This window comes from Halalkalibacter flavus, assembly GCF_036663575.1.
Taxonomy (GTDB): domain Bacteria; phylum Bacillota; class Bacilli; order Bacillales; family Bacillaceae_D; genus Halalkalibacter; species Halalkalibacter flavus.
Window position 1 is genome coordinate 106,683 of the sequence record NZ_JAWRVK010000002.1, and the last position, 18,540, is coordinate 125,222.

At 34.1% G+C, this 18,540-nt stretch carries 17 protein-coding genes; 3 read left to right on the forward strand and 14 right to left on the reverse strand.

The window, feature by feature from the left end; translation table 11 throughout:
* Positions 1–99 precede the first annotated feature (99 nt).
* Complete coding sequence (locus SAY88_RS01775) at positions 100–1,728, reverse strand: Na/Pi cotransporter family protein (protein ID WP_332628800.1); 1,629 nt, start codon at positions 1,726–1,728, stop codon at positions 100–102.
* Between the two features lie 249 nt (positions 1,729–1,977).
* Here SAY88_RS01775 and SAY88_RS01780 point away from each other — a divergent pair, with 249 nt between their 5' ends.
* Positions 1,978–2,292, forward strand: coding sequence for a DUF3892 domain-containing protein (locus tag SAY88_RS01780; protein WP_332628802.1), 315 nt, complete (start codon positions 1,978–1,980; stop codon positions 2,290–2,292).
* Positions 2,293–2,375: 83 nt separating this feature from the next.
* Here the strand turns inward: SAY88_RS01780 and SAY88_RS01785 are convergent, their stop codons facing one another.
* The 9 genes from SAY88_RS01785 to SAY88_RS01825 all read right to left on the reverse strand — a co-directional run bounded on the left by SAY88_RS01785 (position 2,376) and on the right by SAY88_RS01825 (position 14,655).
* Positions 2,376–3,029, reverse strand: a complete 654-nt coding sequence (locus tag SAY88_RS01785; protein WP_332628804.1) for a hypothetical protein — start codon at positions 3,027–3,029, stop codon at positions 2,376–2,378.
* A 132-nt stretch (positions 3,030–3,161) separates the two neighbouring features.
* Entirely contained in the window at positions 3,162–4,154 is a 993-nt protein-coding gene (locus tag SAY88_RS01790) for an acetamidase/formamidase family protein (protein ID WP_332629031.1), read from the reverse strand.
* On the reverse strand, positions 4,112–7,606 hold the full coding sequence (gene pglX / locus SAY88_RS01795) for a BREX-1 system adenine-specific DNA-methyltransferase PglX (RefSeq protein WP_332628806.1): 3,495 nt from the start codon (positions 7,604–7,606) through the stop codon (positions 4,112–4,114). Before pglX ends, SAY88_RS01790 begins: the two co-directional genes overlap by 43 nt.
* 89 nt (positions 7,607–7,695) lie before the next feature.
* Positions 7,696–8,598: a hypothetical protein gene (locus SAY88_RS01800; RefSeq protein WP_332628808.1), complete on the reverse strand. Its 903-nt coding sequence runs from the start codon at positions 8,596–8,598 to the stop codon at positions 7,696–7,698.
* A complete protein-coding gene (locus SAY88_RS01805) occupies positions 8,595–9,071 on the reverse strand; it encodes a hypothetical protein (protein WP_332628810.1) in 477 nt (158 codons plus the stop codon). Before SAY88_RS01805 ends, SAY88_RS01800 begins: the two co-directional genes overlap by 4 nt.
* A 119-nt stretch (positions 9,072–9,190) precedes the next feature.
* Positions 9,191–10,981 carry a sensor histidine kinase gene (locus SAY88_RS01810; RefSeq protein ID WP_332628812.1) on the reverse strand — a complete coding sequence of 597 codons (1,791 nt, stop codon included), beginning with the start codon at positions 10,979–10,981 and terminating at the stop codon, positions 9,191–9,193.
* A 36-nt stretch (positions 10,982–11,017) separates the two neighbouring features.
* Complete coding sequence (locus SAY88_RS01815; RefSeq protein WP_332628814.1) at positions 11,018–12,013, reverse strand: BMP family ABC transporter substrate-binding protein; 996 nt, start codon at positions 12,011–12,013, stop codon at positions 11,018–11,020.
* A 180-nt stretch (positions 12,014–12,193) separates the two neighbouring features.
* On the reverse strand, positions 12,194–13,969 hold the full coding sequence (locus tag SAY88_RS01820) for an SLC13 family permease (protein ID WP_332628816.1): 1,776 nt from the start codon (positions 13,967–13,969) through the stop codon (positions 12,194–12,196).
* 317 nt (positions 13,970–14,286) lie between these two features.
* Positions 14,287–14,655, reverse strand: coding sequence for a hypothetical protein (locus SAY88_RS01825; RefSeq protein ID WP_332628818.1), 369 nt, complete (start codon positions 14,653–14,655; stop codon positions 14,287–14,289).
* Between the two features lie 672 nt (positions 14,656–15,327).
* On the opposite strand from SAY88_RS01825, the gene SAY88_RS01830 reads away from it, so the two are divergent.
* Positions 15,328–15,525: a cold-shock protein gene (locus tag SAY88_RS01830; protein WP_250097305.1), complete on the forward strand. Its 198-nt coding sequence runs from the start codon at positions 15,328–15,330 to the stop codon at positions 15,523–15,525.
* Between the two features lie 89 nt (positions 15,526–15,614).
* Here the strand turns inward: SAY88_RS01830 and SAY88_RS01835 are convergent, their stop codons facing one another.
* The 3 genes from SAY88_RS01835 to SAY88_RS01845 form a co-directional block, all read right to left on the reverse strand.
* Entirely contained in the window at positions 15,615–15,911 is a 297-nt protein-coding gene (locus SAY88_RS01835) for a hypothetical protein (protein WP_332628821.1), read from the reverse strand.
* A gap of 354 nt (positions 15,912–16,265) precedes the next feature.
* On the reverse strand, positions 16,266–16,541 hold the full coding sequence (locus tag SAY88_RS01840; RefSeq protein WP_332628823.1) for a hypothetical protein: 276 nt from the start codon (positions 16,539–16,541) through the stop codon (positions 16,266–16,268).
* Positions 16,542–16,902: 361 nt separating this feature from the next.
* Positions 16,903–17,121 carry a YdbC family protein gene (locus SAY88_RS01845; RefSeq protein ID WP_332628825.1) on the reverse strand — a complete coding sequence of 73 codons (219 nt, stop codon included), beginning with the start codon at positions 17,119–17,121 and terminating at the stop codon, positions 16,903–16,905.
* A 242-nt stretch (positions 17,122–17,363) separates the two neighbouring features.
* Between SAY88_RS01845 and SAY88_RS01850 the strand changes: the two genes are divergently transcribed.
* Positions 17,364–17,738 (forward strand): GNAT family N-acetyltransferase, encoded by a 375-nt coding sequence (locus tag SAY88_RS01850; protein ID WP_332628827.1) that lies wholly within the window; start codon positions 17,364–17,366, stop codon positions 17,736–17,738.
* 173 nt (positions 17,739–17,911) lie between these two features.
* Here the strand turns inward: SAY88_RS01850 and SAY88_RS01855 are convergent, their stop codons facing one another.
* Positions 17,912–18,304 carry a hypothetical protein gene (locus SAY88_RS01855; RefSeq protein WP_332628828.1) on the reverse strand — a complete coding sequence of 131 codons (393 nt, stop codon included), beginning with the start codon at positions 18,302–18,304 and terminating at the stop codon, positions 17,912–17,914.
* Positions 18,305–18,540: the final 236 nt, after the last annotated feature.

Here is an 18,540-nt window from a genome sequence, read left to right on the forward strand (position 1 = left end):
TAAAAAAGGCGTGTCTCAAAAGGTCTGTTTTTGACCTTTTGAGACACCCCCGAGCCATTGCCTCCTATGTTCCGGACTTTTGGGACAACCCGTTTCGCTTTAGTCTTCTCCAATTACCACTTCAGCAATATTTACAGCATGATCTCCTACTCGCTCTAAATTACTTACAATATCAACGTAAATAATTCCTGCTGACCCTGTACAACGATTTTCATTTAAACGAGTAATATGCTTTTTACGAAGATCACGTTCCATTTTATCAATCTTGTCTTCTTTTTCTAGAACAGCCTTTGCTTCACTTAAGTCCTGTGTTTCTAGCGCTTTAATCGACTGTCTTAAAGTAGATAAAGTTAAGTCAAACATTTCATCTAAGTCGGCAATAGCCGATTCTGAAAACTTCACTTTGTTTCTAATCTGACTATCGACCAACTCCATAATATTTTCCATATGGTCGCCAATACGTTCAATGTCTCTTACTGTATCCATTAAGGTTGAATGCAGCCTCGAATCTTCTACAGTAAAGGAATGGGAAGACAATTGAACTAAATAATCAGTTATTTTACGATCTAAGTTATTGATTGCATCCTCAAATTGAGGTATTAATTCACCATGTTTCTTTTCATGAGTCTTCATATATCTTCCGACTTCTTCTAGACCTTTTTCTGAAAGCTCAGCCATTCTAAGAACTTCCTTTTGCGCCTGACCAAGTGCAATCGATGGGGCCTCTCTTATAAAGCGCTCATCTAAATGTTGAGCCTTGTACTCGATTGCTGAGTCTTTTCCTGGAATAATTTTTGTTACAATTAATGCTAACATCGCAATGAACGGCAGCTGGATCAAAGTGTTAGACACATTGAATATACCGTGTGCAAAAGCAATCGTCATTTCAGGATTCAGCAATAAACTGTCTTGAATATTAGAAATTAAGAACACAAATGGTCTAAATAAAAGTAAAACAATAATGGTACCAATTAAGTTAAAAATAACATGGGTAAGTGCTGCTCTTTTCGCTGCTATTGAAGCTCCTAAAGAAGCAAGGACAGCTGTGATCGTCGTACCAATATTATCACCAAATAATACAGGTAAAGCCGCATCTAAATCCATTAAACCTTGAGAGAACAAAGTTTGTAATAAACCAATTGAAGCTGAAGAACTTTGAACAATAACGGTAAAAATAGTACCAATTAATACACCTAACAACGGATTGTCACTCATACTTACGGTTAAATCCACAAAAGCCTGAACCTCTCTCATTGGCTTCATCGCATCGCCCATAAAATTTAAACCTAAAAATAATGCTCCAAAGCCAAAGATAACTTGTCCATAGTTGTTAACCTTTTGATTTTTAAAGAAGAAAATTAAGAACGTACCAACAGCGATAATCGGTAACGCGTACGCTGATATTTTAATCCCGATGATAAACGCTGTTACTGTTGTTCCGATATTCGCTCCCATAATCACCCCAATAGCTTGTTTTAACGTCATAAAACCCGCATTAACTAGTCCGATTGTGAGAACGGTTGTACCAGTACTCGTTTGAAGCAGAATCGTGACAACTAGTCCTGCAAGAATACCCATGATTGGATTTGTTGTAAATTTATCTAACAAATCTCTTAAACGATCACCTGCTACTTTTTGAAGCCCATCTCCCATGTACTTTATCCCAAATAGGAAAATCCCTAAGCCACCCAAAAACATAAACAAAATTGTTTGTAAATCCAATTTCATCAACCCTTCTTAAATATCGTTTCGACAAGGTTCTACAACGTTTGCCCCCTTTCACATATTAAGGAATTGTTATGAGAATGTAAATGATTCCAATGTAAAGATATTGTAAAGATATTGTAAACGCCATCTCTCATTTTTGTTGTACATTTTTTAATTATTACTCTTGTATTTTTAGACAATTACCCTTTTTGTATTCAAACTTTTAAAATACATAAACTAAGTGAAATGATAATAAAGGAGGTAAATTTTATGACAACAAATGACCATTTTGAAGAAGTTTATAATCAGTACCGAAGCGAGGCAAAAAGTGAAGCTCAAGAAGAGGCTATGACAGCAAGTAGTTCGCAAGAAAGCATTATTGCCGTTCGAAAAAATGATGATGGCGATTTAATTGCTTTTAAAACAAGCAGTGGTCGTGAACTCGATTACTTAACCGCCTTAACAGAAGCAAAACAAGGAAACCTGGCACATGTAGATGTGTTTCATAAATATGGACGCGATATTTTACGTAGTGAACCTGACGGGATAAAAGAAAACAATTTAGACAATTTACCAGAATTCTAATAATACAGGGTATGAAAGCAGTAACTTCATCTTAAAAAGTCAAAAGGCCTCTCCAATGTAAGGAGGGCCTTGGCCTTTTACGTTTAGTACCCCGTATCTAAACTTTGTATTGAATCCATATGACTAGCAATCATGGCAATAATCGTACTAGCTTCATCCTTACTGAAGATGAAGTTAAATTCATCTTTAATTAACTCATCATCCTCTGTTTTTACACGGTTCGTTCTTTGGAGGATTCCATCCCCTGTTTCCTGGATCACACCGAATTTATAGGTGATTTCCACATCTTCATTCTCATCAATATAGGCAGTCACCTCTGGTGTTTCCCAATCAACTTCTAACGTTTCATATTCATCTTCATCACTGTCAATGTAATCCTCATCCTGATCATCATACTCGTATTCATATGCTGTAACATAGTCTTCGTCCTCCATAAATTCATGGAAACTTTCATGAACAGCATCGATAATATCATCTATATCTTCGAGTATCGTTCGTGAACTAAGGTCAAGATCTAAATCAAATGACTCGATATAGAACTCATTGTTAAATGGATCAAAAAAAAGCGTGCAAAAATACTCACGGTCGTTTTCCTCAGATTCAACAAAAAATTCAATTCGAGGGTGCTTAGCTCCTTTATCAATAGACATATGACCAATTTGATCATACTGTTCACAAATTGATTCTAGATCGTCTTGCAGCTCTGCAGATACTCTATCAAACCAATCTAATGTCATGAACGATCACCTCTTTAATAGTATTAGCCTTTTGCATAAATTTGTTCCTGCTAACCCTATTTTGAACCAAAGCTGTGATTTTCAATCCAAAAAGCATTCTTTTCTTCAATTTTTTTATGAGGTTCGAACAGGTTAACGTAGTGCACCGTGTGGTAATATTGCATGGACCCCTTTAACTTGATTCACAATTTGTGTAATGCGAAGGTCAACCACCACACTAGCTAACGCGGTTGCTTCGGATTTACTGACTTTGTATTGTTGTTGAATAAGAGATATCATTCCACCTAATGCAAGGATTGTTGCTTTATTTAAATCTTCATCGAATCCAAAAGTAATCCATCCTGCAGGTGTGTTGGCATACGGCATATGTGAGTATATTTCTTCCCTTACATAAAAAGTTAAATCAACGAGTTCCATTGGACATTCAATTGCTTGTCCAGACACCTCACCGTCACCTTGTGCTGCATGGCCATCTCCTACTGAGAACAATGCACCATCAACAGCTATCGGTAAATATAACGTACTTCCTTTGACAAGCTCCTTACAATCGATATTGCCTCCACAGTAACGAGGAGGAATCGTTGAATGAACACCCGGTTCACTTGGTGCTGTCGCCATTACGCCCATAAAGGGCTGAATTGGAACGGAGAATTCTCTATTATTCCTTCTCCCTATTGCAATACGTTTTTCGTTATCAATTGTCCAATCGAATCTAATTGGTTCTTGATTTGATAAGCCTAACTGATCATTCTGCCAATTTGATTTACCTGCAGCACAGTTCCACCCATACCAACTAGGAACAATCTCATTAATTTTAATTTCAAGTGTCATTCCTGCTCTGGCTTCACTAATTTCTATAGGTCCGACAACTGGATGCCCCAACATCCCTTCATTTTCCCTTGAAGTATATTCTGTTTTCTTTCCATTTCTTTCGGTAAGTCCCCATCCAATATCAACCGTTGAATATTGGACTGAGTCACCTGGTTGAATGGTTAGGATTGGCTGATAATCTTTACTAAAAGAACCGTGCAAAGTAAAATTGCTTGCATCAATAACATGTTTGATATTTAGAAGCCTCCCTCCTAACGATTTGATAAAAATTTCGAAAAAAGTTTTTGATTGGATTCGACTCCTTCATCCAAGTTTAATTCTAGAGCTACTTCATGATATTGATCAAACTTCTCCCGATAATTAGCTAACTCAATCACTTGTGCTTCAAGCAATGTGATCTTATTTTGAATCTTCTTTTTATCCTTATTTGAACACGTTTGATTTGCGACCATTTCTTGTAACTCCTTCAATTGATCCATTTTCTTTTTGATTAGTCGACGTATATAACGGTTTTCAATGTTGACGATCGTATCCCGTTGAATCCGGTGCATATATACTAACGCCCTAAATCCTTTTTCTTTTCCTGAGTTAAATAACCAATATATTGGACGTTTATGATATGTTTTTAGATGGTCTCTGAAAAACTCTTCTAAGAAATACCTCTTTATTCTTTCTTCAGCTGTTTCGTTTTGTTTCATCTTTAGAGATTGTGCCAACCATAATAGATTAGCTTCAACGTAAGCACTTCCGAAACATGCCGCTAAAAAGTACCGTAAACGGGTCAGAACATCGTCCCCAAAAGAATCTTCAACTGTTAGCAATTGAATGCCATCCTGATTAGGCTGGAAGGATTGGTATAAAGAGTGATTCCATTCTCCCCCTGCAAAAACTAACCCCTGTACATCAAGGCTGTATCTTCCAAATAAACACCCTATAAAATAAGAAAGAAATGATTTAGTATCACGCTCTCTTTCAGGTAACGATATTGTTATATCTTTCTCCTTAACTTCCGGTGTTAACTCACCTTTTAAATCGTAAAGCTCTATAAAAATTCGATTCAGTCTTTCTTCGTTCTCTTTTAATGAAGCAAACATCATCTCTTTTGTTTCTTTCCATTTAATAAAAATTGAGGATAAAAACTGTTCATTTTTATAAGCTAGAAACGGATGCTGAGAATAATCCCAAGACGTTTCTTCATAATCCCAATCTTGCTTCGCTATATCAATATTCTCTTTCGTTAACCTGTCAATTTGTTCGTTTTTTTCTTTTTGAATAATAGGGAGTTTTCCAATAACACCCGAACTATAATTAATTGTTGGGTTCAATGTATGTAAAAGAGTACTTGCAACTGTAGAATTTAAAAAGCTTGCAAAGTAATAATAGTCTGCTTTTTCACAAAAGATAGCATGAGAACCAACATCAAAAATCATTCCCTTTGGATAACAACGTACACCAAATTTACTTGAGCTTATTAGCGACCATGTAATTCCTTCTCGAAAATAATATGGTACATTCTTTGGTTTTGAATTACTAGGCAAGCATTTTCCAATCGATAGTTTATGTAGTTTATCCTCTCGTATTTCTTTCCCGTCATGCTGCCAATTTACAACCATCTCGTTATTTCCATACCACTTCCGTATAGGGCCACCTTTATTTAATGGAAACCATTTTTTATCACTTTCTAGTGCAGACTCTCGGTCATGTGAAAAGCCGATATCTGAAAATCGAACTTCATACCAATAACGATGAAACCGATTATTATCAGCTGTAGCTAGCCCCTGTCTCGGTTCTGCAATTTGTTTTAATGGTGTTCCCTTTAAAAAGACATTTGTTAATTTCTTAGTTAACCAATATACGATAGGTGTTTCTGGAATAATCGAAAACCTTTCTTGTATACATGTGTATTTACCTTTGCCATTTAAAAAAGCTTCTCTCTTAAGTTCTGTATTCTTATAATCAATGAGTCGATAATAGGTGCTATTATACCCGCTAATATAATTACGTTTTGAAACAAATGCCGTACTTTGAACAACTTCCCCACCAATATCTTCAAATGTATGTGCTCCTAAATGTAACATGGACATAATAGTAGTCTCATTTAAAAGCTGCAACCGTAATTTCTTATAGCTTGTTAAAAACATCCATGATTGCTGGTTAAGCATGGAGAAGACACCATTCTCTTTTGTGAAACGGAGCACTCGTTCCATAAAAACGGCTGACATGTCATACTTACTATAGGGAAAATACTTCTTAATATAATCACTTGTTGATTTGTTCAACCCTCTTATTCCAATATATGGTGGATTTGTGACGATAATATCGTATGACGACGCTAACATCTTTCCTTGTGTTAAAAGCTGAAGTGTAAGGTCTAATTTCTCAAATACATCATAATTATCGACAGCTAATTCTAAATCCAGATCCTTAATTCTGTTTATATACTTATCAAAATTGATTTGATTAGGCTGCAAAACGGATCCTAATTGCTTCGCATTAACAAATGATGTGAATAGCTGTATAAGTTCAGCTGATTCATTTTCATCACTTGCTAATAGATTTGCGACAGAAATAACATCAAGGTCCTTCGATTCTTGTATCGAAATAATGTTTATTTGTATGTCATTTTGTAATATTGTTTTTGATTTTTGACAAGCTTTCATTAACAAACTGAAGGTTGCAAGCTGTGCTGCACGATTATCAATATCGATTCCATAAAGATTATTTTCTAAAATTAATCGAGGAATCAACTCATTTTCATAGCCAGCCTCAATATACATTTCGTACAACAAATCAAAAGCATACACAAGAATATGACCTGATCCTACACATGGGTCAAGGAATGTGATCTTTTTTAGGTTAACAGGGGAATAATCTAATTGTTTGTTGTGAACGATAACGTCCTTCTCAATTGGTTTAATATAATAGGGCATGGAGTGCTTTAAATTTGAAACTGGATTGGCATTAATCCATAAATTACCTAACGTATTCTCAACCATATATTGTACAATCCATTTAGGTGTAAAAAGCTGTGTAGCTACAGCGATATCTTGTGTTTCCATTTTTTTATTTTGCTTTAGATTAGCAAATACTTGATCTTTAGGTTCACTATTATAAAATTGGTACATCCATCCAATGATTTCGACCTCGGAAAAACTTTCGGTTAAGCTTTCACTTCGTAAAAATTTATTTATACAAGAATATTGATCTAATAACATATCCGGCAACAACAATTCCGTATAATCTTCAATTTTATCAAATGAAGCAGGTAAGATTGCATGCAACAGATTGCATTGAGCAAGGAAAAGCTTACGATTCAGTAAATCAATTGCTCCTTTCTTGAAGAAAGAGAATAGTACTTCTTCATTCAAGTCAATGTAGAGCTGTATTGCACTTATGAATTGTCTAAGTGTAGATTCAGATAAGGAGTCCATTGCCTGTAACCGGTCTGGAATCAACTCATTCACTTCCATGTATCGGATGGCCACCATTCGATTAAACCACGTATAGGACACTTCCTCTATCAACTGACCAACCCCCTTATAGTTCAGTTCACTTTGCAATGATTGAAAAGAAGACTTCATTTTTGTTGGGTACAACAGATCATTAATAAGAAGTTGCTCATGTTTTTCTTCCATTTGCAACAACTTATTTTCTTTTAGACCAAATAACTCAGCACGTGTAGACACCTCATAAAGTAGGTCGCGTCTTGTTTGTATAGCAAACGCCTTTAATTCTGATCGCTTCATATATAAACCTCCCAAATAAGGGAATATTCTCTACTTTCCTTCACTTTTTTAATTATTAAAGTACTCAAACTACTCAAACAATCTCATCCTTACAGTAAGAAAAAACCAATGAGAGTTCCGACTCCTCCATATAAAATTGCAAACGGAATATTTCTAATAGTAATTCGATAAGGATTTTGATTTGTGTTCATAGAAGTGATGGTAACCGTTACTCCATATGCCCCAACTGTCGCTGTTGCCAATGCACCTGTAATTAAGACCATTCCAATACTAAGAGGATTGATAATTTCATATAATGGCTGCAACACTTCCATTAGGACACCTATTGTCGCAATTGGGTGCACTCCTATCATGCTCATCACAAGGTATGTTGCTTGGACTAGCAGCAAAATTAAAAACGGTGTTTCCGCTGCTACTATAAATGGTTGTTGAATGATTCCAAGAAACGGTGTTTCATTTAAACTACTTGAAAAAAAAGCTAACGATAAAAAGAGAACAACAAAGTTTTGCATACTATTTGTTCGCAGCTTCCATGAGTTCCAACCAATTGCAACGAAACTTCGAATCCGTCTCATTATGAAAGCCCAAGTAAATGAAAATGGCAAAATAACTAATGTAACAGAAAGGAGTAAGTTTAATTGAAAGTAATTGCCGATACTAACAACAGTCAATAGAAAGATAGACAGAGCCATAATAAGCTGTGCAATTTTCACAGCGATTTTTTTCGGTTGTAAATCACGAGGCCTACTCATTCCAATGGGCTCATATGGGATTTGATTAAATTTCTTCCTCCCCCATAACAGATCAATAGTAAAAACGATGAATGAACATAAAAATAACCAAGGTAAAAAGGTTAAGTAACTCACTCCAGTAGCATCGACTGTGATAGCAACCATGACTTCCATTGGATTCCACGCTAATGCAACAGCAAACGCTCTTAGGGTCGATCTACTAATAAAAGAGTCTTGTATTTTTTTCTTTAAGTTCGTCATATTTCCTTCAATACTTCTTGAGAAAGTGATAACGCTGATAAATTAATAAACGTACAAAGTACATACGTGGTAAAAGAACTTCTCTCATACAATCTTCCTAAATTAGTAACATTCACTTTCATTATTTCATTAATTCGACGATCAAATCGTCCTGCTCGCACCACACTGTTCATCCATGGCAACATAGCTAAAAAAGCTAATAATGGCATGGTAGACGTCATAAATATTGGGATTTGATAGATTGGTAACCCAGAATATATAAACAAAGCGATGCCAACCGAAAGAAAAATCACACCCAAAATTCGGAATAACTTAGCCGCCCCCAAAAACGATACACAAAGCATTGGTATCGACAACACCCCTACAACATATGCCAATATTGCATTTGCTATGAACGTATTTAACACGAAGAGGAAAAGCACACTTGTATAAATAACAAACATATATTCTTCAATGAAACGTTTCATACTCATCACCATTCTATCCACTTTACTCTTTGTTTTACAATTCTTTAACTAAATTGCAAACAAAAAAACGGCTGAGCCGTCTTTTAAATTGTTATATTGACATTTAATCGTGTATTTCTATCCCTTTATTTATCTCCATTTATCGGAAGAGTGATGCTAAAAACCGTACCTTTTTCGGAAGATGAAAGCAACTTAATTTTCCCTTTGTGATTATCAATAATTCTTTGCACAATCGTAAGACCTAGTCCCGTCCCATTTTCTTTTGAAGTTAAAAATGGATCAAACACTACATCTTGTAGGTCTGCAGGAATACCTGGACCATTGTCCTCTATAAAAATCTGATACTGATCTTCAATCTTCCTAGAGTAAATAGATAGTTTTCCCTTTTTCGGAATAGCTTCTATACTATTTCTTATCAAATTATGGAACACTTGTTTCATTTGCTTTATATCAAGTTGCAAAGGTATAGGTTCTAAATCCACTTGAATATCTACCTTTCCATTTGCTACTGATTGCATTATGAGTGGAAGGATTTCATTTATTACATCCTCTAGTATCATTTCATTAAATACTGGCGCACTCGGCTTGGTTAGCAATAACAATTCTTCAATAATTGAATTGATACGCTCAAGTTCTTTCATTAAAAGTGGCATATGAAATTTCTTAGTATCTGTTTCAGATAACGATTGATTCATTAATGACATAAATCCATCAATGACCGCTAACGGATTACGAATCTCATGCGCAGCTCCAGCGGCTAACTCACCAATCAAAGCCAACTTTTCAGACTGATGCATCCGTTTTTCAAGTTCTTCTGTTTCTGTAATGTCAACAAAGTAAAAAATTCGACCAATTACCTTAGCATGTTGATCTCGAAGTTCAGACTGAGAAACTAATAATGCATGTTCAGCATCCCGAGAATAATAAGGGACTTTAACGTTCTTAATAATTTTTTTAGAATGTAGAATATCCCAAAACATACGGTTTTGAGTATCGTATTCAGGATTATCTTCTTTTAATAGATGGTTTGCCGCATAGTTATACGTTACATTCTTCGTTTCTTCATCAGCAGTTATAATTCCAACTGGTAACGAATTCAGAATTTGTTCTCTGAAAATTTTATCCATAATAATTTTGTGAAATGAATCTTTTAATTTCGTAGACATTTGATTAATAGAACCAGTTAATTTCTGAAATTCCACTTGTTTGCTAGATTGAATAGTAAGTCCGTACTCACCATTAGCAATACGGTCAACTTTCTGAACCATTTCCTCTAAAGGTTTCGTCAAACTTCCACTTAAACGGTATGCTGATACAAAAGAAATAATAACCGTTCCTATTGTTAAGAAAAGCAACAGGTACAAAGATTGATTAATAATGGTAGAAACATTATTTGAATGATCTGTTAAAGACATAAGGACATTTTCTTTTGCTTGCTGCAACTTACTAGAAATTTCTCTATGATGTGGGAGAAATTGTCTTTCGATATAATTTCTTATTGCAACATGATCACCAAATGAAATCAAGCCCTGTACATAATTCTTCATCTTAAAATCTAGCAGTAGAATTTCAGTTTTGAGATACTCAATAGATTCAGGTGGTACTGCGGTATGTTCAGACAATAAATGATTCTGTGTAGTAACAGTGACTGAATTATATGTGTCCACTAAGTCACAACAGAGATCATTCAATAGAAATTGTTCAACTATATTTCCCTTAATGTGCATTTCATCTTCCCAATATGAAATCCAAACTAATTCAGGAATGTTTTGCTCATTTATTTCGTTATTTACATTACTTATTTGTTCAATCGATTGAATGAGAATAAATGAGAAGCTACTTAAGAGAATCGTTGTTAAAAGAAGGATTGTTAAAATTTTACTACGAAAACTTATTTTTTTAAAAAAATGAATCATAAATCCTCCTTCAACGAACGATCTATTATAAAAATGTTATTCGGATTGATGTATTTTTTCTAATTCAGAATCAATAAGTTGTTTCTCTTGATCTGAAAACATGGGGCCAAGAGGAGCAAGTCTATACACACCATCTTGATCTGTTAACATAACTGTCCCAGTCGGAATTCCATCAGGCGAAAAGAAATCCTCCATAATTGAAACATAGGCTTGCGACACATCATTAATGACACTAGTTAATACTAAATCTTCAGCAATATAGGACTGGTCATCGAGATAACCAATAATATAAATATCATACTTCTTGGCATGTTCAATAACATCTCGGTTAAATGCATTACCTTTTGAGTAAACAACATCTACTCCCTCTTCAATAAATTCTTCTAGAATTTCCACAGCTCGTTTCCCGTCATCTCGGCTACCGACAAGCTGATAATAAAGCAAAGCGTCTGGACTATAGTAACTCAACCCTTTTTTAAAATCGTTTTTGCTTTCTCTTGCTTCAATAGGATCAATTATTCCAACTTTTTTGTTCTTTGATTTTAACGAAGCGACTAATGCTGCAATGTGTTCGATGTTGCCTTGATTAAAAGTATAAACAGACTGATTTTCATACTCTGAAGTACCGTGAATTGTTACAAAATGCGTATCCATATACATTGGTGCTAGTTTAGTAAATACATTTGAAAATTCTCGGCCGTGGCCAATAATTACTTCTGTATTTTCTGCAATTGTTTCTTTTATAGTTGCTTCAATTAATTCATCTGAATATATTTCACTATATAATGATACGGTTACTGGGAATTTTTCTTCCATTTTCAATTGACCTTTATAGGCTAGACCACCCCAACTTTGGTCGTTAACTTGGTCTGATGTAATGATAGCCACTTTTACGGTATCCTGATTACTGCTCACAGTCTCAGAGTCATATAGTAAAGAACTGGTTCTCAGTATTAATAAACAAATAAATAGTATTGCAACAACCATAGTAATGAGCAAAAGAATTCTAGATTGTTTAGATTGTTGCAGCATAACTAACTCTCCCTTTTTCTATATATAAAATTAATCTTACTGAAAAAAAGTTCAGAGGTCTACCTTTTTTCTATTTTGTTTGACAAAATACCACATAGTTTACCATTTTCAAAAGAATTACAATCGAATTAGTTTACATAATATTGTTATGGTGAATAATCTCGGCGTTCACATGTTACGTTACATTACCCAAACAAAATTCACGATTACAACCGTCACAATTAAATATAATAGATTAAGCGGTATACCTATTTTCAAATAATCAGAGAAACGATATCCTCCGGGACCGTATACAATTAAATTCGTTTGATATCCAATTGGCGTTGCAAAGCTTGCTGAAGCAGCAATGGCAATCGTTACAAAAAGTGCCATCGGATCAATAGAAAGTTGGTTTGCAATATGCAGCGAAATCGGAAACATCAACACTGCTGCTGCATTATTTGTAATAATTTCTGTAAAAAAGCTAGTTAGTAAATAAACAACGAATACTGCACCTAGTATACCGAATCCTTTTGTCAATTGGACAAACTGATTAGCAATTAATTCTGCGGCTCCTGTTGTCTCTAGCGCAATTCCTATTCCAATCGCGCAAGCAATGACAATTAACACATCAAATTGAATATACTTTCTTGCTCCCTCAAACGATACTGTCTTCGTTAAGAACAAGATTACAACAGCAAGGACAGCAGCTTTAAACATTGGCAATATCTCAAATGCAGCGAGTAAAATCATCAACACTAAAGTAATAATTGCAATATACGATTTTTTTGCATCAATAATTTCTGGTTCATCAATCGGTGAGAGTAAATAGAAATCATTTGAACTAGACCATCTATTAAGAAAATCTTTGTTAGCTAACAATAGTAACGTATCGCCTGGCTTTAATTTAATATCCCCAACCTTATTATTAATTCGCTCATCATTTCGATGAACCGCTACTACCCCCGCATCATATTTACTGCGAAATTTACTCTCCTTAACAGTCTTTTGGATTAAGCTAGATTGATGAGACACAACCGCTTCAACTAAAGAGGCACTTCCATTTTGCAAATCTTCTAATTTAAGATCTGTACCTGTTTCTACAGTTAACCCGCGGATATTCTGTAATTCAACGATCGTACTAAATAGTCCTGTGAAAATTAAACGATCATTTTCTTTAATTTTATAAAAGGAAGGAACAGGAGCAGTCCGCTCTCCATTACTAATAACTTCTATAAGATATAACCCTTTTAAATTCCTTAAACCCGCATTTTCAATTGACTTGCCAATTAAAGGTGACTGCGTTTCAACGATTGCTTCTGAAAGATACTCTCTTGAACTCTCATCGAATGTCTCTTCAGATGTTTTTCTATCAGGTAGAATCTTGTACCCAATCGTCACCATAAATAAGATGCCGACGATACTTGCCGGGATACTTACTATTGCTAGTTGAAACATCGAAAACCCACTCATTCCTTTCTCTAACATAAATCCATGTATGACTAAGTTTGTCGACGTGCCAATTAATGTCCATGTCCCACCAAAGATTGCTGCATATGACAATGGTAACAAAAATTTAGATGGAGAAATATTTCGGTCTTTGCACCATTTACGTACAACAGGTGTAAACATTACGACGATTGGTGTGTTATTCAAAAAAGCTGACATACCAGAAATCGGTATCATCATTCTTATAAGAGACATTCTTGGACTTTTTCCCGTGCTTAAAGCTTTCACAACAAGTTGATTGAGAGTCCCACTTTGTTTTACAGCTCCTGCTACAATAAATAACAAAGCAACGGTTAACATACCTTCATTAGAAAACCCTTTTAGTGCATCCGCAGGTGTTAAAATTCCGGATAATAACAAGATAGCTAATGTACAAAACAAAATAAAATCTGGTCTTGCTACTTCTTTTATAAGACAGATAAGCATCCCAATTACTACAACTATCACAAATACAATTTCGAAGTTCACCTTATCCATCCCCTGTTCTCTTTTATCTAATAAACTAACCCTCTACCAATAAAACCAATGAGTTTAGTATGAATTAAATATAAAAAAAGGCTTCTACTTTTTAAAAATAAAAGTAGAAGCCTTCGGTATTTCCAATCAGCTTTCACGATTTAATTTTCTTATGTTCAACATATTTATTTCTTATGGTTATATTATTCTGTTAATTCACATCTGTCAAGTTGGTTTTAATAAAATGCGTTTTTTCTGGAGGAAGAATGAAAAACCCCACTACTTGCTGTATCATATGTAAGAAAAGTAGTGGAGTTTCCTTTAATTATCTAATTAAATAACTTAATGACTTTATTAAAGATTTTTTCATCGTTTGAGTTCATCTTTTTACTAACCGTGGTTGAAGATAATTTTGTGTTATCTTTTGAATCAAAAGAAACGATTTGTAAGTAAAAAGGTTTTGTTTTTCGGTCTCCTCCAAGATATCCTCTTAAAAAACTCATCTTTTCAACGGAGCCAGTAATCTTACAATTATAATCCCATTCAATTTCATTGTTGTAAATTGTATCCATTTTCTTTTTTAATGCTAATGCTTCAACTATCGCTTCTTGAGGAGTATTAAAAAAAGAATTTGTTCTCTTTAAACCCGTCCTCTTAAAACCATCGCCTGCTTTTGCTTGATAAACCGTATCTGTCATAGTGGTCATCCTTTCGTGATTGGTCTCACGCCTTCTGCTGGTGAGTCTGCACATCAGAAGACCAAAGGGTATTCCCTTATTAATAAGTGTAACCTATGTTACCAATTTTTACTACATAACAGCTAAATTAACAAATTATATAGAGAAAAAAGTATAAAAATGAACATAACTTCAATAAGTATGAGATAATATAAAAATGTAGATTTTAACTTAATTCAAATACAGGATACTTTTTTTATATGTATTAATCAATTGAAATGATTCTTCATATAAATAAACATTATATTGAAAGTTGGGTTTTTCATGAAAAGTAAAAATAAGTTTCAAGCTAATGAGAAAGTAATTCTAAAGGCGACCGGTGAGACCCTTACTATTAACAAGTTTAGTTATGTACCAAATATGAAAAGATACTCCTATACTTGTTTAGAACACCCAAGTACATTCTTCTTTGAAGAAGAAATGAGACATTCAAAATCATAAAAAACCCTTATTTAACCCAATTGCGAATTGTTCTTGCAATTCCATAAGATGGATGTTATGATTAAAACAATTATTTTTGTTCGGATACACTGATAGAATTAAGACTTTCTTAATAAGTGGTTTTGTCTTGAGGGGTTATGCATGGGCAAGGATAGTAATAAATAGTGGATAATCCACGTTGGAGGCAATATCATGACACAAGGTACAGTAAAATGGTTTAATGCAGAAAAAGGTTTCGGTTTTATCGAAGTGGAAGGTAGCGACGATGTATTCGTACACTTCTCTGCAATTCAAGGTGAAGGTTTCAAAAGTTTAGAAGAAGGTCAAGCTGTTACATTTGAAATTGAACAAGGTGCTCGTGGACCACAAGCTGCTAACGTTCAAAAGTAATAAAAAAAGACTCCAATTGGAGTCTTTTTTATGGAAATTTGAGAAAGCAGGCATTAGCAAAAGAATTAGAACACTTGTATTAATCCTTCCTATCTAACTAAAGCATATAGAAAGCTTATGACCAATAATAGCAATGAGCTGAGTAACAATGGATTTAGTGTAAGCAATTTATTACCTTCACGTGGAACATGAGTACCAAGTGTCTTCATTGCTAAGTGCGCTTCACTAGAAAGCCCACTTGTTGATAATAACAATGAAATAGCCCCAACGATAAAGGCCACATTGACAAATTGAAAACCAAAATACCATCCAATTAGAGCACTAATTCCAACTAATATTATAAAGAAAATCGCAGTGTTACCGATGTATTGTTTGATGTCATACACTCTCCCTTCAACGTTATTTATTTTATAAATGAATACTATCATTGTAAAGCGTTAATACAGCTATGCAGTTAGAGTAAAATTAAGGGAGCAATGTTTTAAAAGACCTTTTAAGACACCCCTCATAGCAAAGTATTGAAGCTGTAAAAAGTTGATCCTAATATTTTTTACACCTATTCCAAACAATACTATATTTGTGGTTTTTACTGTTACTGTTCATCATATCATATCTTTGAGGCATATTATGAAGCTACATACAAAAGAGCCCCACAACAACAAGAGGGCACTGAAATAGGTTGATTTGTACCTTTTCAGTGCCCTCAATAACCGTGAGCTTTACATTTTGAAATTTATCCTCTAAACAAGAACGTGTTCTTTAAAAATATGCTTACATTCTCTCTTAACTTTAGCTAAAGAATCTTCAATACTACTTGTTTTGTCAATTAGAAATGAATACATTGGAACAAGCGAACTACTTTCACTTTGTTCATACATTACTTTCACAAATTCTTCAATTGAAGCTGATTCTGTTTCGTCTATGCAAACCTCAACCTGTTCCCAAACTACATAATAATGGTTTTTTACTTCTTCTCTTAAATATTCTTTCATGTTAATCAGTTCTTTCGCTACCAATTTAATCACTCTTTCATTTATTTTTTGCAGTCTTTACCGAATAAATAACATGAATGAGAAGAGTTAAATTCTTATTAGGTATATACTGCAACCCCAATCTATTTGGTTAAGTTAATCATAAATAGAATTCGGTTCGACTATCTGTGCGTTTCATCACATTCGTATCAGTTTTTTTATAGTTTTATCCAAAATAAAGAGTCACTTCAAAATGAGGACACATCAAAGGTCGACTTTCACCTTTTCAGTGCCTCTATGCAATGTGATTAGCCATTTCTACTTAATCGAGCCATTGAAAAAGGTTGGTTTTCACCTTTTTCCGTGGCTTCTTCAAAACAGATACCTCTCTTAATAAAAAAACACATTATTTTCTTTTTGATAAAGCTTGTACTAAGATTTCGATTTCTTCTTCTGACAAAGTTACTCCTTTTCCCATTTTTGAATGGTCAGGTGCCCAGTCTCTTATATCATATTTAGCATCTCGACCGTTCCAACTAATTAAATTCAACTCTTTTTTCCAACCCTTAGATCCTTCTGATAATACAGCTAACGTTTCTACAATTTCAAATTTAATATCCGCCACTCTTTAAACCTCCAATAAAAACATTTCAACTATACCGTACCCCTTTTATTAAGCAATTACAATATATTTGAACATTAAGCGCTTCATAGTTCCTCCTCATTCCAAATTATTCCACAATTCTATTGGTTATTTTTGTCATTTCTTTTAAAATAGTTTTATAACAAGGAAAGGAGCTATGACTTTGATTATCTAAATAGTGTTGCTTACTGAATAGCAAAAAAAATCAAAGGAGAATAAAAACAATGCAGTTACAAACAGAAAGACTTACGCTAATTCCATGTACAAAAGTTTCCATTTTATTGGCACAAGCTTCTTCATATGAAATTGGACCACATATTGAAAGTCATCTCCTGGAACTTGAACAAGATTCTAGCCTTTTGGGCTGGGGTGTATGGTTAGTTATTAATAAAGAAACGAACAAAGTAATTGGGGATATTGGCTTTAAAGGCAAACCTGATCAAGAAAATTCGATTGAAATCGGCTATGGTATATTACCAGCTGCTCAACAAAATGGTTTCGCTACAGAAGCAGTGCGTGAAATCATCAAATGGCATTCTCAATTGAACACGTCCATAAAATTATTGCTGAATGCCTGGAAGATAACGAACCATCAATAAAAGTATTAGAAAAAAATAAGGAAGAAAGTTAACAGAATAGATAATATGCTAAAGTGGGAACTGTGTAAACATGGCTAAATTCTAATTCTATATAAACATAAATTCCTAAGGGGGATCTCAAAAGGTTTGACACCCTCTTTGTATTGATTTTATCAAAGCTTCACCTACTATTCTCATTCTTTATACAAACTTTGAGATGAATAGTAACCACATATGACTAAAACTAAGATAGATAGTGGATATAAATCAAATTTCGCTACTGTATACGCATTTACCTTATTGAGCGTTATATCTAAAACTAGTAGCAACATAACTGGAAAGATACCAAGCAAGATAAATTTTGAATACTGTATTTTCCACTCCCCATAGATTCGATGTTGTTTAATTAAATGCTTGCTTGCAAGTAGCACTCCAAATAATATAAATATTGCTATTGGAGTTGCAACTGAAAAAACATCGAGAGTTTTTGATGTGGTAATATGATACCAACCATTTGTTAATTCTAATAATAAACCAGTTATGATTAGAAATATACACCATGCTATCAAGTTTATAATATGCATCATCGGCTCTCCCCCAAGTTTGAGTCGAATTTATTTATTCTATTGCAAGGATAAGTCATGCTTCCGTAAACGTTTCTTTCTCTATTTGTCAAATTGACGATAATATAAAAAGACTATAATAACAGTAAATAGCCCCCTCCAAAATAATATTCCTATCACATACATTAATTCAACTTGTACAACAAATTCGACAAAGAAAAAGGGCATCCCTAAAGCGAGATATAAAAAGACAAAAAACT